Origin of the sequence: Kitasatospora sp. NPDC088779 (assembly GCF_040685395.1) — a bacterium.
In the GTDB taxonomy this organism is placed as follows: domain Bacteria; phylum Actinomycetota; class Actinomycetes; order Streptomycetales; family Streptomycetaceae; genus Kitasatospora.
This window is the reverse complement of sequence record NZ_JBFBHW010000001.1, coordinates 1-26,478: the sequence shown is the minus strand read 5'-3', so window position 1 is coordinate 26,478 and position 26,478 is coordinate 1. Positions and strand designations below refer to the sequence as shown.

Here is a 26,478-nt window from a genome sequence, read left to right as displayed (position 1 = left end):
GGTGGGGGGTGGGGTGGATGTGGGGGGCGGCCCTTGCCATGGTGGGGGCATGACAAGGGCCGAACCGGCCGCCCGTCCGCGCGCGCCGGACCGACCACCGGTGGCCACCAGCAAAGTTACGGGCAGTCCGGGGCCGCCGCGATGGACGCGATCCGGGGATCGTGGTGATTTCCGTCGACCCGGGCCCGGAACTCCCCCGGCGTCATCCCGGTCTCCCGCCGGAAGAAACGGCAGAAGTAGGCCGGGTCGGCGAAGCCCGCCTCCTTCGAAACCTGACGAATCGTCAGATCCGTGCAGGCCAGCAACCGTTTGGCCTCCAGGGTCTGCTGGCGCCGGATCAGCCCGCCCGGGGTGCGACCGGTGGCCTGCTTGACCAGGGTCTGCAAGTGGCCCGGCGAGACGCCGAGTTCCTGCGCACTGGACGCCACCGAGTGCCGCACCCCGCCCGGGCCGGCGATCAACCGGGTGAAGGCGGAGGCCAGTTCGGTCGGCCGGCCGGGCGGCGACGGCCGCTCCCCCGGCCGGCCGGCGCGCAGCGCCCGGACGATCAGGATGTGCAGACTGGCCCGCAGCACGCCCTGGTAGCCGGGCTGCCTGGAGCGGTACTCGTGTTCCATGTCGGCGAGCAACGCGCCGACCGGCCCGGCCTGTTCGCCGAGTCCGAGCGCGGGGCGGGTGGCCAGGGTGCGCAGCGCGGCGAGGTCCTGCGGGTTCCGGAGCAGGAAGTCCTCGTTGAACAGGACGACCTGGCCGGTGAGTTCGTCCGCGTCCGACCAGTAGTGCACCTGGCCGGGCGTGATCACGCACAACTGCGGTGGCGCCAGCGGCCGGTGGACCAGGTCCAGGACGTGGGCGCCGCGGCCGCCGGTGACGTGGACGATCTCGTAGAACGAGTGCCGGTGCGGGAAGCCCGCCCGGGACAGCGGGCCGATCGTGTCGAAGCTCCCGATGGCGAACGGGAGCAGGTGCGGCAGCGGGACCTGTAGCCGGTGCAGCGGCAGGTCCGGCGTGGTACGGGGGGTGGGGGTGGTCCGTAACGCGTCCATCGGAGCAGTGTGCTGCCGGTTCGCGGACAGGTCCAGACCATCAGCCGGCCCGAACCGGTCCGCAGGCCCTAGACCGGCGGCCAGGGGATCGGGGGCCAGTCCTCGGAGGGCAGCGGGTGCCGGCCGGTGCGGCGCAGCCCGGCCACCCGGGCGCGGGTCGCCTCCAGTTCGGCGGCGGTCAGGTGCGGGGCGAGGCGCGCGGCCAGCTCGCCGTCCAGGCGCTCGGCGAGCCGGGTCAGCACCTCCAGCGCCTCGGCGGGCAGCGGCTCGCCGGCCCAGCCCCAGAGCAGGGTGCGCAGCTTGCCCTCGGTGTTGAAGGTGACGCCGTGGTCGATGCCGTAGACCCGGCCGTCGGCGGCCGGGATCAGGTGGCCGCCCTTGCGGTCGGCGTTGTTGAGCACCGCGTCCAGCACGGCGAGCCGGCGCAGCCGCTGGTCGTCGTGGTGCACCAGCAGCGCGGTGCGTCCCCCGCCGACCTCGGCCCGCACGATCGGCAGCCAGCCGTGCTCCGGGCCGCGCGGGTCCTGGAGGGCCAGCAGCGGCTCGGCCTGCGGATCCGGCTCGACCCACAGCTGCACCATCCCGGGCCCGTGCGGCCCGTCGCGCAGCACGGTCGGCGGCACCAGCGCCCAGCCGGTCGCGGCCGACACCTCGTACGCGGCGACCTCGCGGCCGGCCAGCGTGCCGTCCGGGAAGTCCCACAGCGGGCGCTCCCCGGCGACCGGCTTGTAGACGGCCTGCGCGCTCAGCGAACCGTGCGTGGCGGTGCAGTACAACGCGGCGTTGGACGCCTCGGTGAGGCGCCCGTGCACCGTCAACTCGCCCTCGCGCAGCAGCTCCAGCGCGGTGGGCACGTCGGCGGCGAGGGCGGCGGCGGCCGCCGGGTCCGCCTGGGGCGGGGTCTCGGTGTTCAGCGCCGGTAGCCGTTCGCGCGCGGGCACAGGTGGCCCTCCGGGTCGAGCGGCAGGTTGCAGAACGGGCAGGGCTTGCGGCCGGCCGAGACCAGGTCCAGCGCCCGCTTGGCGAACACCCGGGCCATCGCGCCGGACAGCCGCACCCGCAGCATGTCCGGACCGTTGTCGTCGTCCTCGAAGACCGCCGCGGCGCTGTCCTCGTCCTCGTCCTCCTCCACCTCGATCAGCGCCTGCGCCTCGACCACCAGACAGCCGTCCACGCTGTCCCAGGCCAGGGCCATGGTGCCGACCCGGAACTCCTGCTCCAGCGGCAGGTCCAGCGGTGCGGTGTCGAGCAGGTCCTGCGGGGCGGCGGCCGGGATGGAGACGTCGCCGCCGCTGCGCCGCAGCGCCTCGTCCAGGACCTCGTCGATCCGCTCGGCGAGCGCCGCCACCTGGGTCTTCTCCAGCAGGACGCTGGTGATCCGGCCCCGGGCGCTGGCTTGCAGGTAGAACGCCCGGGCGCCGGGCTGGCCGACGGTGCCGGCCACGAACCGTTCGGGCTGGTCGTAGAAGAAGACCTGACGGGGCACGCTCTCGCTCCGGATCGTGTCGGTCGTGGGGATCACAGGGATCGTTCGGACGTCATGGCTCGGGCTGCCGTACGGCGGCCCGGGCGCGGGCTCGCCACGCGGCGGGGCTCGTTAGTCACCCTACGACCTCCGGGCCCCCGCAGGGGAGCCGAGCCGCAGTGGCACCGGCCAGCTCAGGTGGTGCCGCCGGCCGCTGCGGAGCGGCGTGCGGCGGCGCTCCCGCCCACGTGATGCGGCTCCGGGCCGGGCGGCTCCGGTCAGGTCGGATGGCGCCGGTCGGACCAGGGTCGTACCAGGCGGGTCAGGCGGGTCAGGCGGGTCAGGCGGGTCAGGCGGGGCGACCGTCTCAGGTGGTGCCGCCGACCACCGCGTCGCCCGCCGGGGCGGCCGGGGCCGCGCCGGGCCTGGGCGCGAGCGAGCCGAGGTCGCCGGTGTCGCCCATCCTCAGGACGAAGGGCCGCTGCGGGGTGTAGCGGATCGCGGTGACCGAGCAGGGCTCGACGCTGATCCGCTGGAAGTGGTCCAGGTGCAGGCCGAGGGCGTCGGCCACCACCGCCTTGATCACGTCCCCGTGCGAGCAGGCGAGCCAGACCGCGTCCGCGCCGTGCTCGGCGGCGACCTTCTCGTTCCACTCCCGGACCGCACCGACCGTCCGGTGGCTCAGCTCGCGCAACGACTCCCCGCCGGGGAAGGCCGCGGCGGCCGCGTGGTCCTGCACGGTGCGCCAGAGCGGCTCCTTGGCCAGCTCGGCCAGCGGCCGACCGGTCCACTCGCCGTAGTGGCACTCGCCCAGCCGCTCGTCCTCGGCGGGCGGGCCCAGCTCGGGCCGGGCCGCCAGCAACGGCTCCAGGGTCTGCCGACAGCGCTCCAGCGGGCTGCTGACGGCCTGCACCAGCGGGATCCCCGCGAGCCGGCCGGCCAGCGCGGCGGCCTGCGCGCGCCCGGTGTCGTCGAGGTCCACGCCGGGCGTCCAACCGGCCAGGATTCCGGCGGTGTTCGCGGTCGAGCGGCCGTGGCGGACGAGCAGCAGGGTGGGCATGGGGCTCAGCCTACGGCCTCCGGGCGCGGGCGTGGAGTGTCGGTGCGAGCTGCGGCCGTCGGGTGCCGGCGCGGGGTGCGGGCGCGCAACGCGCGGGCGAGGTACGGGCCCTCCTGGGCCGCCGCCGGCACCGGCCCGCGAGGCCCTCCTGGCCCGGCTCCGCCCCGGGCACCCCTCGCCGGGCCACAATGGCCCGATGATCGTCCACTGCGCCAGCTACCACGACGGCCACCGGATCGAGGCCCCCGACGACCTCGCCGGCGCGCTCGCCGCCGCCCGCGCCGCCGGGCCCGGCGGCTTCGTCTGGATAGGCCTGTTCGAGCCCACCGCCGAGGAACTCAACCACGTCGGAAGGGAGTTCGCCCTGCACCCGCTGGCCGTCGAGGACGCCGTCAGCGCCCACCAGCGCCCCAAGATCGAGCCGTACCAGGGCTCCCTGTTCGTCGCCCTCAAGACGCTCGGCTACCACCCCGGTGCCCACGCGGTGACCACCGGCGAGGTGATGGTCTTCCTCGGCGCGGACTTCGTGATGACCGTCCGGCACGGCGCCGACGCCCCGCTCTCCGGCCTGCGGGCCCGGCTGGAGAAGCAGCCCGAACTGCTGCGCTACGGGCCCAGCTCGGTGCTGCACTCGGTGTGCGACACCATCGTCGACGGCTACATGGAGGTAGCCACCGGGCTCCAGACCGACCTGGACGAACTGGAGGCGGACGTCTTCGCCCCCAACCGGGTCGGCCGCGACACCGCCGGCCGGATCTACGGCTACAAGCGCCAGGTGATGACCGTCCGCCGCGCCACCGGCCCGCTGCTGGAACCGACGCTGCGCCTGGCCCGCGGCGGCGAACCGTACATCCGCCCGGAGACCCTGCCCTACCTGCGGGACGTCGCCGACCACCTGGCCCGGGTGACCGACCAGGTCGACGGCATGGACCGGCTGCTGTCCGACATCCTCAACGCCAACCTGGCGCAGGTCAGCGTGCAGCAGAACAACGACATGCGGAAGATCTCGGCCTGGGCGGCACTGGCCGCCGTGCCGACGATGATCGCGGGCGTCTACGGGATGAACTTCGAGGACATGCCCGAACTGCACCAGCCCTGGGGGTACCCGGCGGTGCTGTCGCTGATGGTCGCGGTCTGCATAGTGCTGCACCGGGTGTTCAAGCGGCACGACTGGCTGTAGTGCCGCCCGACGGCCCCGGGCGGCTACGCCAGGCCGGCGCGCTCCAGGGCCTCGACGCCGGTGCGCAGCGCCTGGATCCGCTCGTCCAGGGTGAAGCCGGACGGGGCCAGGGTGAGCGTGGTGACGCCCGCGTCGGCGTAGGCCTGCATCCGGTCGGCGATCCGGGCGGTGTCGCCGATCAGCGAGGTGGCGTCGATCAGGTCGTGCGGGACGGCGGCCGCGGCGCCCGCGTAGTCCTTGGCCAGGTACTTCTCCTGGATCTCGTCGGCGGCCTGCTCGTAGCCCATCCGCCGGGCGAGCTGGTTGTAGAAGTTCTTCTCCTTGCTGCCCATGCCGCCGATGTACAGCGCGGCGTAGGAGCGCTGGGAGTCGACGCCGGCCGTGATGTCCTCGCCGACCGCGATGGTGACGGTCGGGCAGAGGTCGAAGCCGTCCAGGCCCTGCCCCGCCTTGGCGCGGCCGGCCTTCAGCGGGTCGAGGGAGAGCGCGGCGTGCTCGGGCGAGAAGAAGATGCCGAGCCAGCCGTCGGCGATCTCGCCGGTCTGCTCCAGGTTCTTCGGGCCGATCGCCGCGATGTACAGCGGGATGTGCTCGCGCACCGGGTGCACGGTGAGCTTGATCGGCTTGCCGGGGCCGCCGGGCAGCGGCAGCGTCCAGTGCGCGCCCTCGTGGACCAGCCGCTCGCGGGACATCGCCTTGCGGATGATCTCCACGTACTCGCGGGTGCGGGCGAGCGGCTTGTCGAACTTCACCCCGTACCAGCCCTCGGAGACCTGCGGGCCGGAGACGCCGAGGCCGAGCCGGAAGCGGCCGCCGGACAGCGTGTCCAGGGTCGCCGCGGTCATCGCGGTCATCGCCGGGGTGCGGGCGGGGATCTGGAAGATGGCCGAACCGACGTCGATCCGCTCGGTCTTCGCGGCGACGAAGCTCAGCACCGTCGCGGCGTCCGAGCCGTACGCCTCGGCCGCCCAGCACACCGAGTAGCCGAGCCGGTCCGCCTCCTGGGCCACGGCGATGTTGTCGGCGTCCATGCCGAGACCCCAGTAGCCGAGGTTGATTCCGAGTCGCATGTGCCGAACCTTCCAGTCGGTGAGGGTTGGTGGCGAGGGTAGCCGCGCACTCACCGGTCATGCTACTGACCGGTAGTGGTGGTCTGGGTCACACCCGCCGCCGCCCGGGCCCGGTGATCGTTCTGCGGGTCGCCACCCCTGCCCGGACACCGGCCGCTACGCTCAGCCGACGTGGGGAGCGCTCTCCCCACCTGCGCGTTCTCAGGGCTACCGGGGCGCCCGGTGCCACCGGCCAGTGGAGGGCCCGTCCGATGGAAAAGCGTCACCTCGGCCGTACCGGTCTCCAGGTCTCCCGGCTCGGCCTCGGCACCATGACCTGGGGTCGCGACACCGACGAACACGAGGCCGCCGAGCAGCTCAAGGAGTTCGTCGACGCCGGCGGGACCCTGCTCGACACCGCCGACGTGTACGCCGACGGCGGCGCCGAGTACCTGATCTCCCGGCTCACCGACAGCCTCATCCCCCGCTCCGAACTCGTCATCGCCACCAAGGCCGGCAGCGTGCCGGAGTCCGCCCGCCGCTTCGACGGCTCCCGCGGCCACCTCCTCGCCGCCCTCGACGCCTCGCTGCGCCGGCTCGGCACCGACTACGTCGACCTGTGGCAGGTGCACTCCTTCGACCCCATGACGCCCGTCGAGGAGACGCTCAGCGCCCTCGACATCGCCGTCTCCTCCGGACGCGCCCGGTACGTCGGGGTCTGCGACTTCAGCGGCTGGCAGCTCGCCAAGGCCGCCACCTGGCAGCGCGCCCACCACGGGCGCACGCCGCTGGCCGGGGCCCAGCTGGAGTACTCACTGCTCCAGCGCGGCATCGAGCGCGAGGCGCTGCCCGCCGCGGCGGACGCCGGAGTCGGGCTGCTCGCCTCCTCGCCGCTCGGGCGCGGGGTGCTCACCGGCAAGTACCGGCACGGCGTCCCGCAGGACTCGCGCGGCGCCTCGCCGTACCTGTCCGGGTTCGTCCAGCCGTACCTCGGGGAGCGCTCGCGGCGGATCGTCGACGCCGTCGCCACGGCCGCCGACGGCCTCGCCAGCAGCCCGCTCGCGGTCGCCCTCGCCTGGGTCCGGGACCGGCCCGGAGTGGCGAGCGCGCTGGTCGGGGCCCGTACGGTGGCACAGCTGCAGGCGGCGCTGTCGGTGGAGGCGCTTACGCTTCCGGGTGAGATCCGTGGTGCGCTGGACGACATCTCGTCGCCGGTGCACCGCTACCCGGACCAGGGGTGGAGCGAGCTGTAGCCCCCCTCGTTCAGCTGAACACGCAGTGGAGTGACCCTTGGAGCGGACGATGAGTGACACGGAGAACGGCGCTCCGGAGGAGACCTCGGCAGTCTCGGTGAGCCCGACGGAGTCGGTCGGCCCGGCCGAGACGGCGAGCCCCGCGGAGACGGCGAGCCCGGCGGAGAAGGCGGCGGCGATCGCCGAGCTGGCGCAGCGGATCCGCAGTGTCGGCCCGCAGGCGGCACCGCCGGAGGGCGAGGGCCGTCCCGCGGCTCCCGAGGACGCCGAGGACATTAAGGACGCCAAGGCCCCGGCCCCGCCCTCCGCGCAGCCCGACCAGCAGCGCGCGCAGGCCCTCAAGGACACCGCCGAGGTGCTGACCGCCGGGGGCGCCCCGGCCGATCTCGCGGCCGCCGCGGTGGCCGAGTTCGGCGACGGCGCCGCCGAACAGCTGCGCTCCGACCCGTGGGCCGTGCTGTCCCTGCCCGGCGTCCGCCCCGAGCACGCGGACGGCTTCGCCCGCGGCCTGCTCGGCCCCGCCGCCGGCCCCGGCGACCCGCGCCGCGCCCAGGCGCTGGTGCCGTGGCTGCTGGAGCAGGCGGCGCTGCGCGGCCACTCCGCCGTCGAGGTCGCCGAGATCGCGGCCGGGCTCGACCGCCACGGGCTGCCGGACTCGGCCGCGGCGATCCAGGCCGCCGTCCTGGACGGGCGCGCGATGCCGTTCCAGGAGGAGCTGACCGGTCCCGAGGCGCACGCGGCGGGCGGCGACGAGGACGAGGAGCCGCCGACCCGGACGCTGCTCGCCCTGGAGCGGCTCGCGCTGGCCGAGGAGAGCCTCGCGGACGGGCTGGTCCGGCTGATGTCGACCTTCGTGCCGGGCGAGGACCCGGAGCCGGGCGAGGACCCGGAGCCGGGCGAGGAGGATCCGGAGGAGGACACGGCGGAGGACGCCGGGACGCCGGAGGACGCCGAGTCCGCGGCCGACTCCTCGCCGGCCTCCGACTCCGAGGCGGGCTCCGGCTCCGAGGCGGGCTCGGGCTCCGACTCGGGCGTGGCCCCCGCGGAGGCCACGGCGGAGGACGCTCCGCAGGCCCCCGCCGCGCCCGGCCCGACGGCGTGGGCGGCTGCCGGCGAGGCCGCGCCGTCCTCCTCCGCGACCGCCCTGATCCAGGCCGTCGCCGACAGCGCCCTGGTGCTGCACACCGGCGGCGAGGCCGCCCGCGCCGAACCCGCCGCGCTGCTGGCCGCTGCCGGCGGCCTCGGGCTGCGGGCCTGGGCCGCCACCTGGACCGACCAGGGCCGGGAGTCCTTCGCCGCGCTCACCGACACCCCGGCCGCCGTGATCACCCTCGCCGACCTGCTCTCCGGCGCCGCCGGGCCGGGCCGCGCCTCCGACGGCACGCTCGCCCTGGACGTCCTGGTCGTCCTCGACGCCCCGCTGCTGGACGTCGAACTGGCCGCCACCGTCCTGGAGTCGCTCGCCGACGGCACCCGGCTGGTGCTCAGCGGCGACCCCGGCCAGCTCTGGTCGGCCGGCCCCGGCCGGTTCTTCGCCGACCTGCTGGCCGCCAAGGTCTGCCCGGCGGTCGCCTCCCGCACCCCGGACTTCGGCCCGATCGGCGAGCTGGTTTCCGGCGTCGGCATCGGCGAGCTCCAGCCCGTCGAGGCGCCGGACAAGGAGGTGGTCATCCTGACCGCGAAGGACGGCGGCGAAGCCGTCCACCGCGCCCTCCAGCTGCTCACCGACTCCATCCCCCGCGCCCTCGGCATCCCCGCCGAGCAGGTGGTGCTGCTCACCCCCGGCCACGGCGGCCCGGCGGGCACCCGGGCGCTGAACGCCGCCGCGAAGGCCCGGCTCAACCCGGGGCCCGGCCGGTTCGGCGGCTTCGACCCGGGCGACCGGGTGGTCGACTCCCCGGCCCCCGGCGTCACCCGCCCGGCCCGGGTGCTGGACGGCGACGCCACCGGCCTGCACCTGGCGTACGCGGACGGCTCGCGCCGGACCGTCCCGCCCGCCCAGGTGGGCCGGCTGCGGCACGGCTGGGCGCTGACCGTCCACCAGGCACTCGGCCGCCGCTGGCCGGGCGCGGTCGTGGTGCTCCCGGAGGACGCCGGCCCGGCGCTCACCCGGCAGTGGGTCTACACCGCCTTCGGCCGCGGCGAGCGGCACCTGTCCGTGGTGCACGCGGCGGGCCCGGCGCTCGCCCAGGCCGTCACCGAGCGCCCGGCGCAGCCGCGCACCACCCGGCTGCGGGCGATCCTCGCCGAGAACGCCGCCTCGGCGTACTAGGTCCTGCGCGCCGGTCGGCGGAACGCGCGGAGGGCGGGCCCCCTACAGGTGGGGCCCGCCCTCCGGGTGTCCGCACGACGAACGGTTCAGTCGTCGGGGTCCTCGTCGTCGTAGACCTCGCTCACGTCGAACCGGCAGATCAGCATCTGCGGGTCGGCGTGCTCGAAGGGCTCCGGCAGCCACTCCCCCGGCTCGGTCGGCTCCGCCGCCGCGACCCAGAGCGTCGAGTCCGCCTCCTCCAGGCCGAACTCCTCGCTGCGGGCGGCGATCTCGTCCGGCTCGTACTCGCCGAACAGCACACCGATCGCGGCGTTCACCCCGCTGGTGCCGCCCCCGCCGGGGGTCAGCGACTCGTCGAGCCGCTCGGCCTGGGCGCGCAGCCGCTTGGGGTCGGCGACGTGGTAGTCGCGGCGGATCAGCACGCTGATCGCCTCCGGCTGTTCGGGGCCGTGGTAGCCGCCCGGACCCTCGTCCCCGGGGATCTCGAAGGGGGTGACCTCGTCGTAGACCTCGTAGAGGATCTGGTCGTAGGCGATGGCCGCCGTCGCGAGCTGCTCGTAGGCGGCGGACACAGCGGGATCATCCGCTGCGCTGGGGCTTGACACCGCTTCCAGATGACGGTCGATGGCGGCCTTGACCGCCTCGGCGGCGGCGCGTACCTCGGCAATGGTTGGCTGCGCGGCATCAGACATGGTGCAGACGCTATCTCCCCGCGGTGTCGGTACGCACAGCGGTTGTCACCTACACCCGCGATTTCACCGCAACTTCCCCCCTGATGTCCGATCCGCGTGGTTCTGTCCCCGCGCATGCCCGGCGCGAAGGGCGTGCGGCCGGGCCGCGCGGGGCCGATCGGGTGCCGCTTCGCGCGCCGGGATCGGGGTATCCCGTCCGGAGGAACAACGGGACTGATGCACTGTCAGTCGGGCTGGCGTGCCCCGGCCGGTCCGGGGCGTCCCACCGGGTCGGACGGACGGCCGGGAGGACGTCCGGAAATACCCGGGCCGACTGTCCGAGGCAGGTCGTAGGCTTGCGCGCAGGTGATCCTCAGGAGGAGCGTTTTGACCCCACCGAAGCCGGTCCGGCAACCGGAGTACGAGTACCAGTCGCTGCGCATGCCGCGTGGCACCACGCGCAACGCGGCACGCCAACTGCTCACCGAGCACGCCGAGTACGGGCACTGGGAGCTCGACCGGCTGAGGCTGTTCCCCGACGGGAGCCGGACGGTCCGGCTGCGGCGGCGGATCATCCGGCAGGTCCGGAGCTGGTGACGGGCGAGCGCGCCTGAACCCACCCGCCGCCACGGGGATGGACGGGCGGGGCGCCTGGGTGGGGAAGGCCCAGGCGGGAGGCGGCCGGGTCGGGGAGCTCCGGATCGGCGAGCTCCGGGCCCGGGAACGCGCCCGTCGCGGTGGGGATCTCACGCCGGGCTTTCGAGCCGGGGCTTCACGTCATGTCAGGCCTTGATGCGGGTTCTCACACCGGACCTCCGCCCGCCCGCGGCCGCCCGTACCTCCAGGCGGCCGCGGGCGCGTCACGCTCCGGCCTCGTGCTCCGGCGGCGCCGCGGGGGTGTGGCGCCGCGGGATGTGGCCTACCGGCGGCTCAGCGGGCCCCGGCGCGGGCGCGGCGGTAGAGCACGCCGCCACCGAGCAGCAGGGCGAGACCGGCGGCGCCGAGCAGTTCGACGTCACCGGCGCCGGTGGAGGCCAGCTGGCTGCCGACGGCGCCGCTCGGCGAGGAGGCGACGACCGGGGCTGCGGCGCGGGCCGCGACCGGGGCGACCTGGCCGCTCGCGACCGGCGCGACGGCGGGGGCCGAGTGTGCGCCGGCCTCGGGGGTGGTGGACGGGCCGCCGTTGCGCGGGTTGCCCGGGACCTCCCCGCCGGCCTGCGGCGGGATGGACGGGCTGTGCTTCTCGGGGCAGTCGTCGACCGGCTTCGGGGCCGGGGCGGGCTGCGCGACGTTGGCGCAGTCGTTGCCGAAGGCCGGGTTCCCGACGCCGACCACGTCGACGGAGTTGCCGCAGGCGTTGACCGGGACGTGCACGGGGGCCTGGATGCTGTTGCCGGAGACCACGCCGGGCGAGTTGGCGGCGACGCCGGAGGCGGACGTGCCCGAGGCGGAGGAGCCCCGGCCGGAGCCGGTGTTGGCCCCGGGGCCGGTGTGGGAACCGGAGCCCGCGTGGGAGCCGCCCGGCTTGGCGGCCTCGGGGTGGCCGCTGACGTTCGCGCAGCGGTTGCCGTAGGACGGGTTCAGCACGCCGATCACGTCGACGGTGTTGCCGCAGGCGTTGATCGGCACCTCGACCGGCACCTGCACCGAGTTCCCGGAGGCGACGCCCGCCGATCCGGCGGCACCTCCCTGGGCCTCGGCACCCGCGTAGGCGTAGCCGGCGGTCGAGGCCAGGACACTGCCGGTGGCCACGACCGTGAGGATCCCCTTCTTGGCTACATTCCTCATCTTTTCCCCTGACGTATCGAGAACGACGTGACGACCTTGACGTAAATACCTTCCGAAAGTCGGAATTTCCGTATATCCGGATATCCGGCAAGGTCTTCGACTGCACAGGAGTTAACGAGAGAGCGGCGGAGAGGTTGAGCCGAACGAACCAACTTCACCCGATCGAGCGATTGCCCTCTTGTTTGCCCCTCCGCACCCAGCTCCCCTCACTCCGCACTCCGCACTCCGCATGCAAGCGGCCCCCGGGCGGCGCGTCCGCCGCCCGGGGGCCGAATGAGTCGGCTCAACGAGCCTCAGCAGCTCGGAGCGTGACTCAGAAGTTGGCGCAGTGGTTGCCGAACGCCGGGTTCAGCACGCCGATCACGCTGATGGTGTTGCCGCACAGGTTGACCGGGACGTGCACCGGGATCTGCACCTGGTTGCCGGAGACGACACCCGGGGAGCCAGCGGCCACACCCTCGGCGCCGGCACCGCCGTGAGCGGACGCGACACCGGCGGCGGCGATCACCAGGCCACCGGTGGCGGCGGCAACAGCGGCGATCTTCTTGACCTTCATCATTCCTCCTGTATGGACAACGCAACCCGTTCGGCGGGTTGCACAGGGATGAACGAGGGTGTGGCAAACGGGGTACGGAACAGATTTGCCATTCACTCGCAACGGTGACGGTCCGCACACACGGTCGATCCGCATTTCCTTGCAGGATCGTTTCTGTTGATCTCCTTCGCCCTGTCCCAAATCATTAGCTCGGACAATGCGGACGGCCCGCCCCCGGCACTCCGGGAACGGGCCGTCCACCCAAGGTGCTCAGCAGGCGTCGAGGAACCGGTCCAGCACCCGGACGCCGAACTTCAGCCCGTCCACCGGCACCCGCTCGTCCACACCGTGGAACATCCCGGCGAAGTCCAGCTCCGGCGGCAGCTGCAGCGGCGCGAAGCCGAAGCAGCGGATCCCGAGGTCCTGGAACGACTTGGCGTCCGTCCCGCCCGACAGGCAGTACGGCACCGCGCGGGCGATCGGGTCCTCCGCCCGCAGCGCCGTCTGCATCGCCTCCACCAGCGCGCCGTCGAAGGTGGTCTCGATCGCCTTGTCCGAGTGCAGGCTCTCCCGCTTCACGCGCGGGCCCAGCACGCTGTCCAGCTCCGCCAGGAACTCCTCCTCGTAGCCGGGCAGGAAGCGCCCGTCCACGTGTGCGGTGGCCTGGCCGGGGATCACGTTCACCTTGTAGCCGGCGCCGAGCATGGTCGGCTGGGCGGTGTTGCGCAGCGTGGTGCCGATCATCTTGGCGATGCCGCCGAGCACCCGCAGGGTCTCGTCCATGTTCTCCGGGTCGAGCTCGACCCCGAGCGCGTCCGACAGCTCGTTCAGGAACGCCCGTACGGTCTTGGTGATCCGCAGCGGGAACTTGTGCCGGCCGAGCCGGGCGACCGCCTCGCACAGCTCGGTGATCGCGTTGTCGTCGTTCTCCATCGAGCCGTGCCCGGCGCGGCCCTCGACCGTCAGGCGCATCCAGTGCATGCCCTTCTCGGCCGTCTCCACCAGGTAAAGCCGCACCTGGTCGTTGACCGTGAAGGAGAAGCCGCCGACCTCGCCGATGCCCTCGGTCACGCCCTCGAACAGCTCCGGGTGCTTGTCCACCAGGAACCGCGCCCCGTACGTGCCGCCGGCCTCCTCGTCCGCGACGAACGCCAGCACCAGGTCGCGCGGGGGCTTGCGGCCGGTGCGCAGCCGGTCGCGGACCACCGCGAGGGTCATCGCGTCCATGTCCTTCATGTCGACCGCGCCGCGCCCCCACACGCAGCCGTCCGCGATCTCACCCCCGAACGGGTCGTACGTCCAGTCCGCGGCGTTGGCCGGCACCACGTCGGTGTGGCCGTGGATCAGCAGGCCCGGGCGGGAACGGTCCTCGCCCTCGATCCGCACCACCGTCGAGGCCCGCCCCTTGGCCGACTCGAAGATCTGCGGCTCCACCCCGAACTCCGCGAGCTGCTCGGCGACGTACTCCGCCGCCTTGCGCTCCCCCGGGCCGGAGCCGTCCCCGTAGTTGCTGGTGTCGATCCGGATCAGATCGCGACAGATCCCGGCGACCTCCGACTCAGCCGTCGCCCTCGGCCCCGCCGACTCGCTCCGCTCGCTCACGGTCACTCCTCGTCTTTGGCCCGCACCGACGCACCAGCGCGCCACCCCCAGGACCTGCACCCGGGCCGTACGAGCACGTACGCCCATCCTCCCCCAGCCCCCGGCCCGGATCCACCCCCTGCGCGCCCCCGAAACCCCCTGGTCACGCCCCCGCCACACACTCCCCCTTGCCCCCGCCACCACCCTCGCTCCCCCGCCCCGAACCGTTTTGGGACCCCAAGCCGATCTTTGCTACAGTTACATCTGTCAGCGCGGCCGACGAGAGAACGAAAGCCGCTAAGACAACACCCGGTCCGGGTGGCGGAATGGCAGACGCGCTAGCTTGAGGTGCTAGTGCCCTTTATCGGGCGTGGGGGTTCAAGTCCCCCCTCGGACACCAGCAAGACCCCTGTTGATTCAGGGGTCTTTTGCTTTTCCCGGCCGTCGTGTGACCAACCGCGGGACCGGCGGCCCGGCGAGTGGTGTCGGGTGGTGGTGGAGGTCTCCGCCGGGGAGTCGTGGCTTCGGGCATGGTGGTCGGCCGACCTCGTGGGGCTGGTCGATCCGACGTGACGGCGGGTCGGCCGGCCCTTGGTGTGGGGTCGGGGCTATCGGGTGTGGAGGCGGTGGGCGGTGCGCCGGACCCACCAGAGGGCGGCCGCGGTGACGGCCAGGGTCCAGGCGAGTTGTGCCGCGGCGTACGGGTGGCCCTGGGCTGCGGAGCGGGCGAGCGGGAACAGGAGGGTGCCGACCGCCAGCGGGCCGCGCAGGTACCAGAGCGCCACCTGGCCGGGGCCGGTGTTGCCCATGGGGGTGTTGACACCGATCGTCAGGTGCATGGGCACGACGCCCCGGTAGGAGCTGACCAGCGCGGCCGCGGTGAGTGCGGGTACGGAGGCGAGGAGCGGGAGGAGTCCTGCGGCGCCCCGGCCGCCGAGCACGCACGCCAGTGCGCCGGCTCCGGTGAGCGCGAGGAGGAGGCCGCCGGGCACCGCCGAGTGCTGGAGGGCGAGCGACTTGAACGTCCAGGGCAGGTTGGTGGAGCGCCGCGGGTCGTCGCTCTCCAGCCGGGCCGGCTCGGTGAGTTGAGCGGCCGCCAGGTATTCGGCGACCAGGGACAGCACGACGACGATCTGCTGTGCGGTCGAGGTGAAGGAGGGGGCGGCCGCGGTCAGTCCGACGGCGAGCCCGCTCCAGACGGCGGCCCACCCCAGGCGGCGGGGGTTGCGCAGCAGGCAGGTGAGGTCGCGCCACGGGACCAGCAGCAGCCGGTGCCGCGGCACGGGGAGGCGGAGCCGGGGGGTGCTGCGCCGCTCCTTGAGCCGCGGTACTCCGGAGCGGGCCTGGCGGAGGTCGAGCATGAGGACGGACGTGCTGATCTGGGCGGCGACCGTCGCGCGCAGCCTGAGGGCGGCCTGCGGGATCGCGGGCAGTTCCCGCCAGGCGAGGACGAGGGCGACCACCGGGGTGCCGACCGACAGCACCGTGCCGACGGCGCCCGCCGTACCCACGAGGCCGAGCGCCCACAGGAGCGGTTGGGACGCCCACCCCCACGGGCCCGACCAGAGCAGGAGGTCCTGCAGCCAGCCCGTCCGCCCCTGTGTCCATGCCGTCCACACGCCGGCGGCGGCGACCGCGGCGAGGAGCCACCCCGCGGCGAAGACCCCGCGGCCGTAGCGGGACATCCACTGGTCGTTCCGCTCGACCAGGACGCCGACCGCGCTCGTGGTGAGCGCCACCGAGACGCCCGTCCAGGAGCCCGCGAGGGTCAGCAGGATCCACGACTGCGGGGCCAGGCCCTGCAGCAGGAAGCCCGCGACCGCGCCGGCGACGCCGCTCACCACGGAGGCCAGCGCCACCGAGGACCGCAACCCCGGCGCGAGCAGGGCTCGCCGGTCGACGGCCGAGGGCAGCAGGAAGCCGGTCGTGGCCCGGTCCAGCAGGACCGGGCCACGCCACATCGCTCCCCGGGCGGTGAGCAGCAGGGCGAGGACCAGCACCGCCGGGATCAGCGCCAGGAGCGTCGCGGACGCCTGTTCCCCGATCTGCACGGGTGGCCGGTCGGCCGCCCGGGTCGAACTCGTCCACTGGAGCAGGGCGGGGACGCCCCAGCAGCCGCCCACCAGGAGGACCGTGTAGGCGATGAACCACGCGCTCCTGCGCTTCTCCTGGCGCGTGCCACTCCGGGCTTCGCGCAGGAACAGCAGGGTGTCCGCGGTGCAGTCCCCCGACCTGTCGGGCACCCGCGCCCTCGTCCCGGTCGCGGGTGCCACGCTGTCGCTCAAACCGCTCATCCTTCCCCCCGCACCGCCCCGGACGGGCCCGAGTGCCCCGCACGCGAGCCGACTTCGACGATCTGGTCCGCGACCTCGTTCAGGGCCCGGTGGTGGGTGGCCATGAGGACGGCCGTTCCGCGGTCGCGGTGCTCCGCGATCAGGCGGGCGAGGGCGGTCCGGGCGTGGGAGTCGAGCCGCTGTTCCGGCTCGTCGAGGATGAGGAGGTCGTGCGGCCGGATGAAGGCGGCGGCGAGGAGCAGCGCCTGGGTCTGCCCGGAGGACAGGGCCGAGGGGAACTGTTCGGACTGCGCCGTGAGGCGGTGCGACTCCAGCGCCCCGTCGACCGCGGCATCGGCTCCGGCGCCCATGCCGTGCGACAGCGCCACGAGCCGCAGGTGCTCCCGCACGGTGAGGTCCGGATAGAACGCACCGGGATCCATCACCGACGCGACCCGCTTGCGCACGTCCAGGGAATCCTCGTGGATCTCCTCCCCGTCGAAGACGACCGACCCCGCGGAGGGTCTCTCCCGGCCGGCCGCCACGCGGAGCAGCGTGCTCTTGCCGGATCCGTTCTCCCCGACCAGGGAAACGCACTCACCACGGTGGATGCGGAGGGAGACCCGGTCGAGCACGGTGCTGTCACCGTACGCGTGTGTGACGTCGACGAGTTGCAGCAGCGGTGCGTCCGCCGCCTTGCCGGTTTTCTTTTTCAATCGACGAGCCGTCTTCTCTCGGATGATCGAAACGTTCATTTTCACACTTTTCTGAACATTGGGCCGATCATAGCAAGGCGTCCCAATCCTGCAAAGCCGACCCAAATACGCCCTCCGGACGGCCCGGCACGCATCCTCCGGTCGGCCCCGAGGCCGTCAAGTCAAATGGGGCGATTTGAGGCCATACGGACTGTTCGGCGGAATCCGCCGCCCGCCCGGATTCTCGATCAAGGCCTGACCTGCGATATCAATGATCAAATACAGGAGCATCCGGTGACTCCACAACAAAAGGGGCATTGCACAGAATTCGAAGAATGTCCACCTACAATGGAATTGGTCAATTTCTTCGAAATTATCCGCCACCGATTCGCATTGTGCACACCATGAACACATCAAGGGTCTTCCCGTGGTTACCGGAACGACATATGGTCGAACGGCAGCGGCCGGCAGCGGGCGTCGGTCCTCTGCGGGTTGGCCGCTGTCTCCACCATCAAAAGGAGAAAGAGTGAACGCCACCGAATCGCGTGTCGAGTTCGTGACCGATGCCGTCAACGCTTCGTTCGCGGAGGCGCAGGAGGGTTTCGTGAACGCACACAACGCTCCCGCGATGACCACCCCCACCATCGTCGCCATATGCGAGGTCGTCGTGACGGGCAGCACGATCTGCCTCGGCTGCTGAACCACTGACCCACCGGTGACACCACCCATGTGAGCAGACGGGCCGGAAAGGGGGACGAGCGGTTCCCCTTTCCGGCCCCGCTCGACTGGAGCACGAGGACGCGTGAATGCCATTCACCAAGATCGTCAACGAGCCTTCCCACCCCATATCGCGCGAGGACGCGCATTACTGGACGCTGGCCCCTGCCGCGGTGGGCGAGATCATCAGCGGCCTCGAAGCCTTGACCAGGACGGCCGCCTACGGACCCAACGGCCTTTTGCAGGGCCTGAGTTCGAAACGTGATCGCAGCGTGGTCCCGCAGGCCCTCCGCAAGGCGATCGACAGCCGCGGCGGTGCCGTCGCCATCAAGGCCATGGGCGTCGTCGGCGGAGCGCTGACCCTGACCGGCCGCAGGAGCCGGGCGCAGCAGATCACCGGAGCCGGCCTGATGCTGGCCTCCAGCGGCCTGAGCAAGTACCGCACCTCGTTCGGCAGGGACGGGGCGGACCACATGGCCGCCCTGATCTGCGGCTACCGCCTGCTCACCGCCCTGGTCCCCGAGGCCGAGAAGTCCGACGACCTCTTCCTGCGCGCGGTCAACGCCCAGACCTTCATCGCCTACGTGACCGCCGGCGCGGCGAAGGCGATCTCCAGCACCTGGCGGTCGGGCGAGGCGCTGGAACAGGTCCTGCAGACCCAGCAGTACGGGGACAGCGCGGTCGCCAAGTGGCTGAAGAAGAGCCCGCTGCTGTGCAGTTCGATGACGTGGTTCACCATCGTCTGGGAGACCGGGTTCCCGGTCGTCTACCTGCTGGCGCCGACGGACGCCCGCAAGGCCCTGGCCGGCGTCAAGCTCTTCCACCTGGGCATCGCCGTGACGATGGGCCTGCCGCGGTTCTTCTGGGGATTCAGCTCGGCCCACGCGGCGGTCCTCTACGCCGTGGACCGCCTGCCCAGGAACGGGGGCCGGGGATGAGGTTCGAACGCCAGGTGGTCGCCACCTTCAGCGCCGCCGCCGCGGTCAGCGCCTACCTCTCGTACATCCGCCTGGAGGAGGAGTACACCCGGCGCAGCGGGCTCAAGGGGACCTCCCTGATCCAGGGCCCGGACGGCCTCGCGATCGAGTACGCGCTCGATGCCGGGGAGCTCGGTCCCACCGCCCCCGTCGCGGTCCTCGAAAGCGGCCTGGGCGCGCCGCTGGAGTCCTGGGACTGGGTGGCCGGGCTGCTCAGCCGGCGCTTCCGGGTCCTGCGCTACCACCGCAGCGGGTACTGGCGCTCGAAGAGCGGACTGCGGCCGGCCCAGTCGGTCGAGTTCCTCCTGCAACAGCTCGCGCCGGAGGGCGACGTCGTCCTGTGCGGCCACTCGATCGGCGCCCTCACCGCCATGAACGTCGCGGCGGAGTCCGCCTACGTGCGCGAGCGCGCCACCGTCCTGCACATCGTCGACGGGACGGACGCCGTACTCCTCGGTGAGGATCGCGGGTCGAAGCGGCGGGTGGCGCGCTACAACCAGGACACCGCGCGACGGCTGCTCGGCTCGGCCCTGGGCACCACCCGCTGGCTGACGAGCCCCACCGAGCGGGAACTCGAGTACCGCCCGGACATCCAACGGGCGTACCTGGCCTCGATCTCCAGCCCCCAGGTGCTGCTGGCGGCGCGCCAGGAGTACCTCCACGAGCCCCTCGCCGGCCAGGACTTCGTGGCCGCCGGCCCGCTGCGGCGCGTCGTCATCTCGGCCGCAAACAACACCGAGCAGCAGCGCAAGCTCAGCGAGCGGGTCGCCGCGGACTTCCACGTCGTCCCGGCGAGCAGCCACCGGTCCATCATCGCCAAGCCCGCCCTGGCGCAGCAGACGGCGGCGATCATCCTGGAGAACTCATGAGCGCGTGGCGCAGGACCGTCACGTCCCTGGTCAAGGCCGCCCTGGTGACGCACGTCGTGCTGACGGTCTTCGAGAACCTGCCCGACGACAAGCTGCCGATCAAGATGCGCCTGCCGTTCTTCCCCGACCTGCCGCAGTGGCGCTTCTTCGCTCCGAACCCCGGCATCGAGGACCTGTACGTCTTCTACCGCACGCGCGCGACGCCCGCGGACGGGTGGACCACGTGGGCCGACCTGGCCATGCGGAACGAGGCGAAGCCGCTCGCCGTGCTGTGGAACCCGGGGAGCCGGGTTCCGAAGGCGCTGTTCGACATGGCGTCGCAGGTGCGCACGCTCGCCTCGAACGGGGCCATGTTCGAGTGGATGCTGAACAGCGACGGGTACAACCTGATGGCCGGGGCCGTGCGGGACACGTGCAGGAGGAGCAGCGAGTCGGGGGACTACCAGTTCATGATCGTGGCGTCCGTCCCGACCGAGGGTGCCGACGGGATCAAGCCCATCATGATCTCGCCCGAACTCGCCCTGTGAACCGGGGGAACACCGAGATGCCCGAAACCGAAAGCACCGAAAACTCCGGAAGCGCTGCGAACACCGGAATCGCCGCAAGCGCCGGAAGTCAGGCGATCCCCGATCTGGGCGAGAAGCGGATCCTGTTCATCGTGACCGGATCCATCAATGCCGCGCTCACACCGTACTGGCTGCACTGGCTGCGCCAGTCGTTTCCCCGGATCACGAGCGATCTCCTGGTGACCAGGTCCGCACAGCGATTCGTGACGCTGGACGCCCTGCGCCGACTGGTGGGCGGCGACGTGTGGACCGACGACTACGCCGACCCCTCCCTCCCGGAATCCGCACACGTGGAGATCGGCGAACGCGTCGACGCCTTCGCCGTCTTCCCCGCGACGCTCGATTTCGCGATGCGGCTCGCCTCGGGAAACTGCGACACCCCCGCCACCATGGCGTTGCAGATCACCGAAAAGCCGATCGTGCTCGCCACCGCCTTTCCGGCCGGAAATGCCGTCGTCGAACACAACATGGAGCTCCTGCTGCGGCGCCCGAACGTCTCGGTCAGCCAGACCGTGGCGGCGTACAGCGTCGGGAAGCGAAAATGGGAGGGCGAGACCGGCTTCTACCTGCCGTCGGTCCTGAAGGAGCTGGAAGGAATGTTCGATGCAAAGGGCCGCCGGTAGCACCAGCTCCCGGTGACCGGCCGCCCCGCCCGTGGAATCCCGCGCGGCGGACCGACCATGAACGAGGCGGACCGACCATGAAGTGGAACAGGGACGTCGCGGTCGTGGGCAGCGGGCCGAACGGCCTGGCGGCGGCCGTCACCTTCGCCCGCGCCGGGCTGCACGTGGACGTCTACGAGAGCCAGGACGAGATCGGCGGCGGCCTGCGCACGCACGCCCTCTTCGACAGCGACGTACGGCACGACATCTGCTCCGCCGTCCATCCGATGGCCGCCGTGTCGCCGTTCTTCCGCCGGTTCGACCTGTCGGCCCGCGGCGTCGACCTGCTCCGGCCGGAAGCGTCCTACGCCCATCCGCTGGCGGACGGGCGGGCCGCCGTGGCGTACCAGGACCTCGACCGGACCTGCGACGCGCTGGGCCGCGACGGCGCCGGCTGGCGGCGGCTGATGGCACCGCTCATCGGCCGCAGCACCGAGATCGGGGAGCTCTTCCTCTCCGACTTCCGTTCCGTCCCCACGTCCCTGCGGACTCCGGCGATGCTCGCGTGGCGGTCCCTGGTCCACGGGACGGCGCTCGCCACCCACCGGTTCGCGACCGACGAGGCGGCCGCCCTCCTCGCCGGGGTGGCCGCGCACGCCGTCGGCAGGCTCCCCAGCATCGTCGGCGGAGCCGTGTCGGTCTTCCTCGGCCACCTGGCGCACAGTTCGGGGTGGCCGGTGCCGCGCGGCGGGAGCTCGGAGATCGCGGCCGGCCTGGCCGAGGACATCCGGCGCCACGGCGGGCAGATCCACACCGGTGCGCGCATCACCGACCTGGCGCAGGTGCGCGGTTCGCGCGTCGTCATGTTCGACACCGGGCCGAAGGAGTTCTCGGCCGTGGCGGGCGACCGGCTGCCCGCCGCCTACCGGCGACGGCTCCGCAGGTTCCGGTACGGGCCCGCGGCGGCCAAGGTCGACTTCCTGGTGTCCGAGGCGATCCCGTGGCGGAACACCGAGGTGGCCAGGGCCGCCACCGTGCACCTCGGAGGGTCGCAGGCGCAGATCTACCGCCGGGAGTCCGGGGTCGCCCGCGGTGTCGACGCGGGCGACCCGTTCGTGCTGCTGGTGGATCCCGGCGTCGCCGATCCCGACCGGGTCCGCGCCGGGAAGCGGCCCGTCTGGGCGTACGCGCACGTGCCCAACGGGTACGCGGCGGACCCCACCGGCTCCGTCACGGCACAGATCGAGAAGTACGCGCCCGGGTTCGCCGAGACGGTCGTCGCCGCCCGGAGCACCAACGGCGTCCAGTACGAGGCGTACAACCCGAACTACGTCGGCGGGGACATCGGGGCCGGGGCCCTGACCCTCGGCCAGCTGCTCATGCGCCCGACCCCCCGGTGGAACCCGTACGCGACCCCGCTGCCCGGCGTCTACCTGTGCTCCGCGTCCACGCCGCCCGGTCCGGGCGTCCACGGCATGAGCGGCTACCTCGCCGCCGTCTCCGCGCTCCGCCGGGAGTTCGGCATCGCCGCGCCGCCCTCGCTCGGGCCCCGTCCGGCGTCTTTGCGACGTGAACCGTGACGGCGGCGTCATCAATCGGAGAGGCAGCTCGGTAAGGGTGGTGGCGGCGGGTCCGCCCCGTGGAACCCCTGACGTTTTTGGAGGAGACCGATGTCCGCACCTGTTCAGCACCACCGCTTCGCCGTCGACGAGGACGGCAACGACCTGGGGTACGCCCTGTCGCTGCCGGACGGGTACGACGAGGGCCCCGGGCCGTGGCCGCTGCTGCTGTTCCTGCACGGCGCCATGGAGCGTGGCGAGGATCTGGCGGCGCTCGCCGTGCACGGGCCGGTGCGGCAGATCACCGCCGGGGCGAAGCTGCCGTTCGTGGTGGTGGCCCCGCAGTGCCCGGCGCACAGCTCGTGGGTCGCGGAGGTGAGCGCGCTGGCGGCCCTGGTCGAGGACGTGGCGCGGACGTACCGGATCGACCCGGACCGGCGGTACGTCACCGGGCTGAGCATGGGCGGCACCGGCACGTGGGCGCTCGCCGCCCGGTACCCGCGCCGGTTCGCCGCCGCAGTGCCGATCTGCGGGTCCGGGCTGAGCGAGGCGGCGCCGCGCCTCGTCGACCTCCCGGTGTGGGCCTTCCACGGCGGGGAGGACGACGTCGTCCCGGTCGCCCACACCGAGCGGGTGGTCGAGGCGCTGCGGGAGGCGGGCGGTCCGGTGCGGTTCACCCGCTACCCGGGGATCGGCCACGACTCCTGGACGCGGACGTACGACGACCCCGAGGTCTACGCCTGGCTGCTCGCCCAGTCCCGCCGGTCCCACAGCGCGGGCTGATCCGCCAGGATCGGCCGGACAGGACCTACTGCTGGGGTCCGGTCGCCTGACGGGGCCCGGTCCGGGGGCGGGTGGGGTGCGGGACGGACGCGGGCAGGGCGTGTCCGGTGCGGTCGTCGGTGTGCCAGGACTGCGACTGGAAGGCCAGGAACACCGCCGCCCACCGGCTCTCCGCCGGCAGGTGGATGAGCAGCGCGCCGTCCTGGTAGACGCCGTCGTCCGTCCGGAACCGCCCGCTGTTGCCCTGGTTCATGTGCACGTCGTGCACGCCGTTGCCGGACAGGAAGCCGAACACCTTGTCCGGGACGCCGGGTTCGGGCCCGAAGCGCTGCCCGAAGACGTACACCGCGGCCGCCGGGTCGGCGATCGCCCGTTGGACGTGCTGGTCGAGCACGTCGGCGAGGTCGTTGTCCGGGCCCGGGAGGTCGGGCGGCAGGACGCGCATCGCCGCGGGGTCGAACAGGCACCCGCGGACGAAGTCCAGGCTCGCCGTGCCCGGCCGGGACGGCAGCGGGTTCCAGCCGCTGCCGGCCGGCGGGAGGAGGCCGGTGACGGGGTGCCGGAAGTCCTCGACCGCGAGGTAGCGCAGGTCGGCGGGGGCCTGCTGGGAGAGGACGTTGACCGCCGCGCGGTAGTCGGTGCCCCCGGCGTCGCGCAGGTGGATCTGGTAGTGCGGGGTGTCGGTGGCGCCCTCGCGGCGCCGGTCGACGGCGGTGGCGGCGAGCACGCCGTAGTCGCTGATCGGCATGGGTGTCGTTCCTCGGTTCCCTGGCTGCTGGTCATGGTGCCCCGCCGGCCGGTCGGCCGGGGTGCCTCCGTTATCGCGCACCCCGCCGACCGGGGACCGTGGAATCCGCAGTTGTTCATCTGCCGTCCCCCGAAGGGATTTTCGCGCCGCAGAACGTTGACGTCGGGGCGCCGGCGCCTGGGGGCCGGGCGAGGGCTGGACGGGGACCGGACGAGGGCTGGACGGTCAGTCGGCCGGTGCCGGCCTGCCCCCGCCGGGCGGAGCGTGGACGCGTCTCGACCGCCCCCGGACCAGCTCGCCGGTGACGAAGGCCGTCACCGCGGTGACGATCAGCAGCGGCATCGCATCGGCGGCCTGACCACCCAGCAACGCCGCCGCCAGCACCGTGCTGGTGACCGGAAGCCGGGTGACGGCCGCGCCGGAGGCGGCCAGTCCGGCGGCCAGCGCGGGCGCGGTGCCGAGGCCGGGCAGCGGCGCGCAGGCCGCCCCGAGCGCGGCACCGATCAGGATCGCCGGGAAGATCGGGCCGCCGCGCAGGCTGCCCAGGGCGATCCCCCAGCCGACCGTCTTGCACAGCACCAGGGCGAGCAGCGCGCCGATCGGCCAGGCCGCCGGGTCGGCCGCCAGCGCGCCCAGGGTGGCCTGCCCGGAGAGCGCGGCCTCCTCCGGTGAGCGACCGGTGAGCAGGGCGTACGCCGCGAGGCAGGCTCCGACGGCGATCGCACACAGCACCGTCCGGACGGCGGTCCGACGAGCGGTCGGCACCGGCCGGGGGCCGTCCGGATCGCCCGTGGTGAAGGCCTTGACCCGCCGGCCGAGGGCCTGCCCGGCCACGCAGACCACGGCGATCACCACCGCCAGCGGGACGCCCCAGAGGAAGTCACCCGGGTCCGGGACGCCGCTCTCGGGCACCCGCGGCAGCGAGAGCGCGCCGATCGACAGCCCGGTCCAGTGGCCGAAGCCGGTGAAGACCAGCGCACCGACCCCGCTGGCCAGCAGGCAGGGCAGGACCAGAGCGATCAGCCGCGGGCCGCCCAGCCCGGCCGCCTCGATCATCATCACGCCCGCCACCAGCGGGCTGCCGAAGATGGTGGAGATCGCGGCCGCCGCCGATCGCCATCAGCGGCGCCTCCGGGCCGAGCACCGCGCCGAGCGGCAGGCAGGCGAGCGCGGCCAGCACCACGCCGGGGACGGCGCCCGGCGGGGTGGGCGGGCCGCCCAGCCCGTCCACCGGCACGTGGCCGCCGTGCCCGGGCAGCCGGGTGACCACGGGGGCGAGCAGCAGGCCGGCCAGCAGCAGCGCGGGCAGCGGCCACCACCAGGGGGCGCGGTCGAAGCCGGCGGTGACCGGCAGGCTCTCCCAGACCCAGTGCTGGAGTTGGTGCTCCAGACCGACGAAGCCGAAGGCGACCAGCGAGACCGGGGCGCCGATCAGGGCGGCGACCAGCAGCAGGCCGAGGTAGCCCTTGCCGAGCAGCACCTGGCGCAGGGTGGGGCCACCGTTCTCCTGCTGGGGCGTCCCCGGCATCGCCGCTCCTTCGCGCTCCCGGGGCGCGCGGCCCCCGTCCTGCGACCGAGTCTCGCCCGGGGCCGGGCGGCCCGCACGGCGTGCGGCTCGTCAGCCGGGCGCCGGACGAGCGGAGTTGCGCCGTTCGGGTGGGAGCGCCCTCCGCAGCGGGTGGCGACCGGAGCGGGTCGGCGTCGGCCGGAGCCGGCTGATCGGAGCCGGCGGTCAGAGCCGGTGGGCGTCGCCGAGTGCGCTCTCGATGCCCTGGACCATCCGCCACAGCGGCGCCCGGCGGCTGGCGACCAACACCACCACATCGTCCGCCCCGGACTCCCCGGACTCCCCGGACTCCCCGCCCGCGCCGTTCTCGCCGCCCGGGCGGTCGTTCCAGGTGCCGGTGACGAAGGCCATCGCCGCGTCGACCTCGGCCACCCAGTCGCTCTCGCCGCCCGAGCGCAGCCAGGTGCGCAGGGCGTGGTTGTGCGCGGCGACGACGGCGGCGGCGGTCACGTCGGCGCGCAGCGGGCCGTCCGGCCGGTCGGCGAACCGGCCGCGCAGATAGGCCGCGAGCGTGTGCTCGTAGCGCCAGACCACGGAGAGCTCGTACGCCCGCAGGCCGGGGACCTTGCGGGTGAGGCGGTAGCGCTGGACGGAGAAGGAGGGCTGTTCGGCGTACATCCGCAGGACGAGCCGGGCCGCGTCGCAGGCGTGCTTGACCGGGTCCTCCTCGCCGGTGCCGGACTCCAGGAACTCCGTCATCTCGGCGAGGCTGCGCTCGTGGTCCGGGAAGACCACGTCCTCCTTGGCCGGGAAGTAGCGGAAGAAGGAGCGCCGGCCGACCCCGGCGAGCGAGACGATGTCGTCGATGGTGGTCTGCTCGAAGCCGCGTTCCAGGAAGAGCTCGAAGGCCGCGGCGACGAGCGCCTCGCGCATCGCCGGCTTGGTGGGCCCGTCGTTCATGGGCAGGTCCTGCTCTTCCTTCTCGCTCATTCCCGGAACATAGCATCGGCCCCGAACGGCCGGACCGGGTGCTCGGCCCGGCCGTCGGTGCACCTCGGAGGCGCTGTTACGGCAGGTTGCGGGCCATGACGATGCGCTGGACCTGGTTGGTCCCCTCGTAGATCTGGGTGATCTTCGCGTCCCGCATCATCCGCTCCACCGGGTAGTCCCGCGTGTACCCGTACCCACCCAGCAACTGCACCGCGTCCGTCGTGATCTCCATCGCCGCATCCGACGCGTAGCACTTCGCCGCCGCCCCGAAGAACGTCAGATCCCCGTCCCC

The 26,478-nt window shown here is 73.2% G+C and carries 26 protein-coding genes and 1 tRNA gene; 12 read left to right on the top strand and 15 right to left on the bottom strand.

Features of this window, described 5'->3' with window-relative positions; genetic code table 11:
* Positions 1 to 116 precede the first annotated feature (116 nt).
* From AB0P03_RS00135 to AB0P03_RS00120, 4 genes are all read right to left on the bottom strand, one after another.
* A complete protein-coding gene (locus AB0P03_RS00135) occupies positions 117 to 1,046 on the bottom strand; it encodes an AraC family transcriptional regulator (RefSeq protein ID WP_363618098.1) in 930 nt (309 codons plus the stop codon).
* 68 nt (positions 1,047 to 1,114) lie between these two features.
* Positions 1,115 to 1,900 (bottom strand): SCO1664 family protein, encoded by a 786-nt coding sequence (locus AB0P03_RS00130; protein WP_363583970.1) that lies wholly within the window; start codon positions 1,898 to 1,900, stop codon positions 1,115 to 1,117.
* A 56-nt stretch (positions 1,901 to 1,956) separates the two neighbouring features.
* On the bottom strand, positions 1,957 to 2,532 hold the full coding sequence (locus AB0P03_RS00125) for a DUF3090 domain-containing protein (protein ID WP_350878006.1): 576 nt from the start codon (positions 2,530 to 2,532) through the stop codon (positions 1,957 to 1,959).
* Positions 2,533 to 2,878: 346 nt separating this feature from the next.
* Positions 2,879 to 3,571, bottom strand: coding sequence for an MSMEG_4193 family putative phosphomutase (locus tag AB0P03_RS00120; RefSeq protein WP_363583928.1), 693 nt, complete (start codon positions 3,569 to 3,571; stop codon positions 2,879 to 2,881).
* Positions 3,572 to 3,767: 196 nt separating this feature from the next.
* Between AB0P03_RS00120 and AB0P03_RS00115 the strand changes: the two genes are divergently transcribed.
* The gene (locus AB0P03_RS00115) at positions 3,768 to 4,751 is read left to right on the top strand and encodes a magnesium and cobalt transport protein CorA (RefSeq protein ID WP_363627440.1); all 984 of its coding nucleotides are present in this window, start codon (positions 3,768 to 3,770) and stop codon (positions 4,749 to 4,751) included.
* A gap of 23 nt (positions 4,752 to 4,774) precedes the next feature.
* On the opposite strand, the gene AB0P03_RS00110 is transcribed toward AB0P03_RS00115, so the two are convergent.
* A complete protein-coding gene (locus tag AB0P03_RS00110) occupies positions 4,775 to 5,821 on the bottom strand; it encodes an LLM class F420-dependent oxidoreductase (RefSeq protein WP_363583931.1) in 1,047 nt (348 codons plus the stop codon).
* A gap of 251 nt (positions 5,822 to 6,072) precedes the next feature.
* Between AB0P03_RS00110 and AB0P03_RS00105 the strand changes: the two genes are divergently transcribed.
* The gene (locus AB0P03_RS00105) at positions 6,073 to 7,053 is read left to right on the top strand and encodes an aldo/keto reductase (protein ID WP_350878016.1); all 981 of its coding nucleotides are present in this window, start codon (positions 6,073 to 6,075) and stop codon (positions 7,051 to 7,053) included.
* A 49-nt stretch (positions 7,054 to 7,102) separates the two neighbouring features.
* Complete coding sequence (locus AB0P03_RS00100; protein ID WP_363627439.1) at positions 7,103 to 9,325, top strand: helix-hairpin-helix domain-containing protein; 2,223 nt, start codon at positions 7,103 to 7,105, stop codon at positions 9,323 to 9,325.
* Between the two features lie 86 nt (positions 9,326 to 9,411).
* Here AB0P03_RS00100 and AB0P03_RS00095 read toward each other — a convergent pair whose 3' ends face one another.
* Complete coding sequence (locus AB0P03_RS00095) at positions 9,412 to 10,017, bottom strand: hypothetical protein (protein ID WP_063346931.1); 606 nt, start codon at positions 10,015 to 10,017, stop codon at positions 9,412 to 9,414.
* Positions 10,018 to 10,383: 366 nt separating this feature from the next.
* Between AB0P03_RS00095 and AB0P03_RS00090 the strand changes: the two genes are divergently transcribed.
* Positions 10,384 to 10,593, top strand: coding sequence for a DUF5703 family protein (locus AB0P03_RS00090; RefSeq protein ID WP_280681853.1), 210 nt, complete (start codon positions 10,384 to 10,386; stop codon positions 10,591 to 10,593).
* Positions 10,594 to 10,926: 333 nt separating this feature from the next.
* On the opposite strand, the gene AB0P03_RS00085 is transcribed toward AB0P03_RS00090, so the two are convergent.
* The 3 genes from AB0P03_RS00085 to AB0P03_RS00075 form a co-directional block, all read right to left on the bottom strand.
* Positions 10,927 to 11,748 carry a chaplin gene (locus AB0P03_RS00085; protein ID WP_363627438.1) on the bottom strand — a complete coding sequence of 274 codons (822 nt, stop codon included), beginning with the start codon at positions 11,746 to 11,748 and terminating at the stop codon, positions 10,927 to 10,929.
* A 349-nt stretch (positions 11,749 to 12,097) separates the two neighbouring features.
* Positions 12,098 to 12,343, bottom strand: a complete 246-nt coding sequence (locus AB0P03_RS00080; protein ID WP_363583937.1) for a chaplin — start codon at positions 12,341 to 12,343, stop codon at positions 12,098 to 12,100.
* 246 nt (positions 12,344 to 12,589) lie between these two features.
* Positions 12,590 to 13,921 (bottom strand): M20/M25/M40 family metallo-hydrolase, encoded by a 1,332-nt coding sequence (locus tag AB0P03_RS00075; RefSeq protein WP_063346934.1) that lies wholly within the window; start codon positions 13,919 to 13,921, stop codon positions 12,590 to 12,592.
* A gap of 291 nt (positions 13,922 to 14,212) precedes the next feature.
* Between AB0P03_RS00075 and AB0P03_RS00070 the strand changes: the two genes are divergently transcribed.
* Positions 14,213 to 14,300: transfer RNA gene (locus AB0P03_RS00070), tRNA-Leu, on the top strand.
* Positions 14,301 to 14,508: 208 nt separating this feature from the next.
* Here the strand turns inward: AB0P03_RS00070 and AB0P03_RS00065 are convergent.
* Positions 14,509 to 16,185, bottom strand: coding sequence for a DUF6297 family protein (locus tag AB0P03_RS00065; protein ID WP_363627437.1), 1,677 nt, complete (start codon positions 16,183 to 16,185; stop codon positions 14,509 to 14,511).
* Between the two features lie 5 nt (positions 16,186 to 16,190).
* Positions 16,191 to 16,889 carry an ATP-binding cassette domain-containing protein gene (locus tag AB0P03_RS00060; RefSeq protein WP_363618084.1) on the bottom strand — a complete coding sequence of 233 codons (699 nt, stop codon included), beginning with the start codon at positions 16,887 to 16,889 and terminating at the stop codon, positions 16,191 to 16,193.
* Between the two features lie 505 nt (positions 16,890 to 17,394).
* On the opposite strand from AB0P03_RS00060, the gene AB0P03_RS00055 reads away from it, so the two are divergent.
* The 7 genes from AB0P03_RS00055 (at position 17,395) to AB0P03_RS00025 (ending at position 22,941) form a co-directional block, all read left to right on the top strand.
* Complete coding sequence (locus AB0P03_RS00055) at positions 17,395 to 17,568, top strand: cypemycin family RiPP (protein ID WP_350878031.1); 174 nt, start codon at positions 17,395 to 17,397, stop codon at positions 17,566 to 17,568.
* A gap of 106 nt (positions 17,569 to 17,674) precedes the next feature.
* Positions 17,675 to 18,523 (top strand): hypothetical protein, encoded by an 849-nt coding sequence (locus tag AB0P03_RS00050; RefSeq protein WP_363627436.1) that lies wholly within the window; start codon positions 17,675 to 17,677, stop codon positions 18,521 to 18,523.
* Positions 18,520 to 19,431, top strand: a complete 912-nt coding sequence (locus tag AB0P03_RS00045; RefSeq protein WP_363583946.1) for an alpha/beta hydrolase — start codon at positions 18,520 to 18,522, stop codon at positions 19,429 to 19,431. Before AB0P03_RS00050 ends, AB0P03_RS00045 begins: the two co-directional genes overlap by 4 nt.
* On the top strand, positions 19,428 to 19,958 hold the full coding sequence (locus AB0P03_RS00040; protein WP_363583948.1) for a hypothetical protein: 531 nt from the start codon (positions 19,428 to 19,430) through the stop codon (positions 19,956 to 19,958). The genes AB0P03_RS00045 and AB0P03_RS00040 overlap by 4 nt, the downstream gene beginning before the upstream one ends.
* Positions 19,959 to 19,975: 17 nt before the next feature.
* The gene (locus tag AB0P03_RS00035; RefSeq protein WP_363583950.1) at positions 19,976 to 20,620 is read left to right on the top strand and encodes a flavoprotein; all 645 of its coding nucleotides are present in this window, start codon (positions 19,976 to 19,978) and stop codon (positions 20,618 to 20,620) included.
* A 77-nt stretch (positions 20,621 to 20,697) separates the two neighbouring features.
* Positions 20,698 to 22,179 (top strand): NAD(P)/FAD-dependent oxidoreductase, encoded by a 1,482-nt coding sequence (locus tag AB0P03_RS00030; RefSeq protein ID WP_363627435.1) that lies wholly within the window; start codon positions 20,698 to 20,700, stop codon positions 22,177 to 22,179.
* 90 nt (positions 22,180 to 22,269) lie between these two features.
* Positions 22,270 to 22,941 (top strand): PHB depolymerase family esterase, encoded by a 672-nt coding sequence (locus AB0P03_RS00025; RefSeq protein ID WP_363627434.1) that lies wholly within the window; start codon positions 22,270 to 22,272, stop codon positions 22,939 to 22,941.
* A 25-nt stretch (positions 22,942 to 22,966) separates the two neighbouring features.
* On the opposite strand, the gene AB0P03_RS00020 is transcribed toward AB0P03_RS00025, so the two are convergent.
* From AB0P03_RS00020 to AB0P03_RS00005, 4 genes are all read right to left on the bottom strand, one after another.
* Positions 22,967 to 23,689: a YukJ family protein gene (locus AB0P03_RS00020; RefSeq protein ID WP_363627433.1), complete on the bottom strand. Its 723-nt coding sequence runs from the start codon at positions 23,687 to 23,689 to the stop codon at positions 22,967 to 22,969.
* A gap of 225 nt (positions 23,690 to 23,914) precedes the next feature.
* Entirely contained in the window at positions 23,915 to 24,751 is an 837-nt protein-coding gene (locus AB0P03_RS00015; protein WP_363627432.1) for a hypothetical protein, read from the bottom strand.
* A 670-nt stretch (positions 24,752 to 25,421) separates the two neighbouring features.
* Positions 25,422 to 26,129: a TetR family transcriptional regulator gene (locus AB0P03_RS00010; protein WP_363627537.1), complete on the bottom strand. Its 708-nt coding sequence runs from the start codon at positions 26,127 to 26,129 to the stop codon at positions 25,422 to 25,424.
* A gap of 133 nt (positions 26,130 to 26,262) precedes the next feature.
* On the bottom strand, positions 26,263 to 26,478 hold a 216-nt coding region (locus AB0P03_RS00005; RefSeq protein ID WP_363627431.1), incomplete at its 5' end, for an acyl-CoA dehydrogenase family protein.

Excerpts from the sequence above, each read along its gene's own strand:
- AB0P03_RS00135 (WP_363618098.1), bottom strand. The coding sequence starts at position 1,046 with ATGGACGCGTTACGGACCACCCCCACCCCCCGTACCACGCCGGACCTG.
- AB0P03_RS00120 (WP_363583928.1), bottom strand. The coding sequence starts at position 3,571 with ATGCCCACCCTGCTGCTCGTCCGCCACGGCCGCTCGACCGCGAACACC.
- AB0P03_RS00115 (WP_363627440.1), top strand. The coding sequence starts at position 3,768 with ATGATCGTCCACTGCGCCAGCTACCACGACGGCCACCGGATCGAGGCC.
- AB0P03_RS00110 (WP_363583931.1), bottom strand. The coding sequence starts at position 5,821 with ATGCGACTCGGAATCAACCTCGGCTACTGGGGTCTCGGCATGGACGCC.
- AB0P03_RS00105 (WP_350878016.1), top strand. The coding sequence starts at position 6,073 with ATGGAAAAGCGTCACCTCGGCCGTACCGGTCTCCAGGTCTCCCGGCTC.
- AB0P03_RS00100 (WP_363627439.1), top strand. The coding sequence starts at position 7,103 with ATGAGTGACACGGAGAACGGCGCTCCGGAGGAGACCTCGGCAGTCTCG.
- AB0P03_RS00095 (WP_063346931.1), bottom strand. The coding sequence starts at position 10,017 with ATGTCTGATGCCGCGCAGCCAACCATTGCCGAGGTACGCGCCGCCGCC.
- AB0P03_RS00080 (WP_363583937.1), bottom strand. The coding sequence starts at position 12,343 with ATGATGAAGGTCAAGAAGATCGCCGCTGTTGCCGCCGCCACCGGTGGC.
- AB0P03_RS00050 (WP_363627436.1), top strand. The coding sequence starts at position 17,675 with ATGCCATTCACCAAGATCGTCAACGAGCCTTCCCACCCCATATCGCGC.
- AB0P03_RS00045 (WP_363583946.1), top strand. The coding sequence starts at position 18,520 with ATGAGGTTCGAACGCCAGGTGGTCGCCACCTTCAGCGCCGCCGCCGCG.
- AB0P03_RS00040 (WP_363583948.1), top strand. The coding sequence starts at position 19,428 with ATGAGCGCGTGGCGCAGGACCGTCACGTCCCTGGTCAAGGCCGCCCTG.
- AB0P03_RS00035 (WP_363583950.1), top strand. The coding sequence starts at position 19,976 with ATGCCCGAAACCGAAAGCACCGAAAACTCCGGAAGCGCTGCGAACACC.
- AB0P03_RS00030 (WP_363627435.1), top strand. The coding sequence starts at position 20,698 with ATGAAGTGGAACAGGGACGTCGCGGTCGTGGGCAGCGGGCCGAACGGC.
- AB0P03_RS00025 (WP_363627434.1), top strand. The coding sequence starts at position 22,270 with ATGTCCGCACCTGTTCAGCACCACCGCTTCGCCGTCGACGAGGACGGC.
- AB0P03_RS00020 (WP_363627433.1), bottom strand. The coding sequence starts at position 23,689 with ATGCCGATCAGCGACTACGGCGTGCTCGCCGCCACCGCCGTCGACCGG.
- AB0P03_RS00010 (WP_363627537.1), bottom strand. The coding sequence starts at position 26,129 with ATGCGCGAGGCGCTCGTCGCCGCGGCCTTCGAGCTCTTCCTGGAACGC.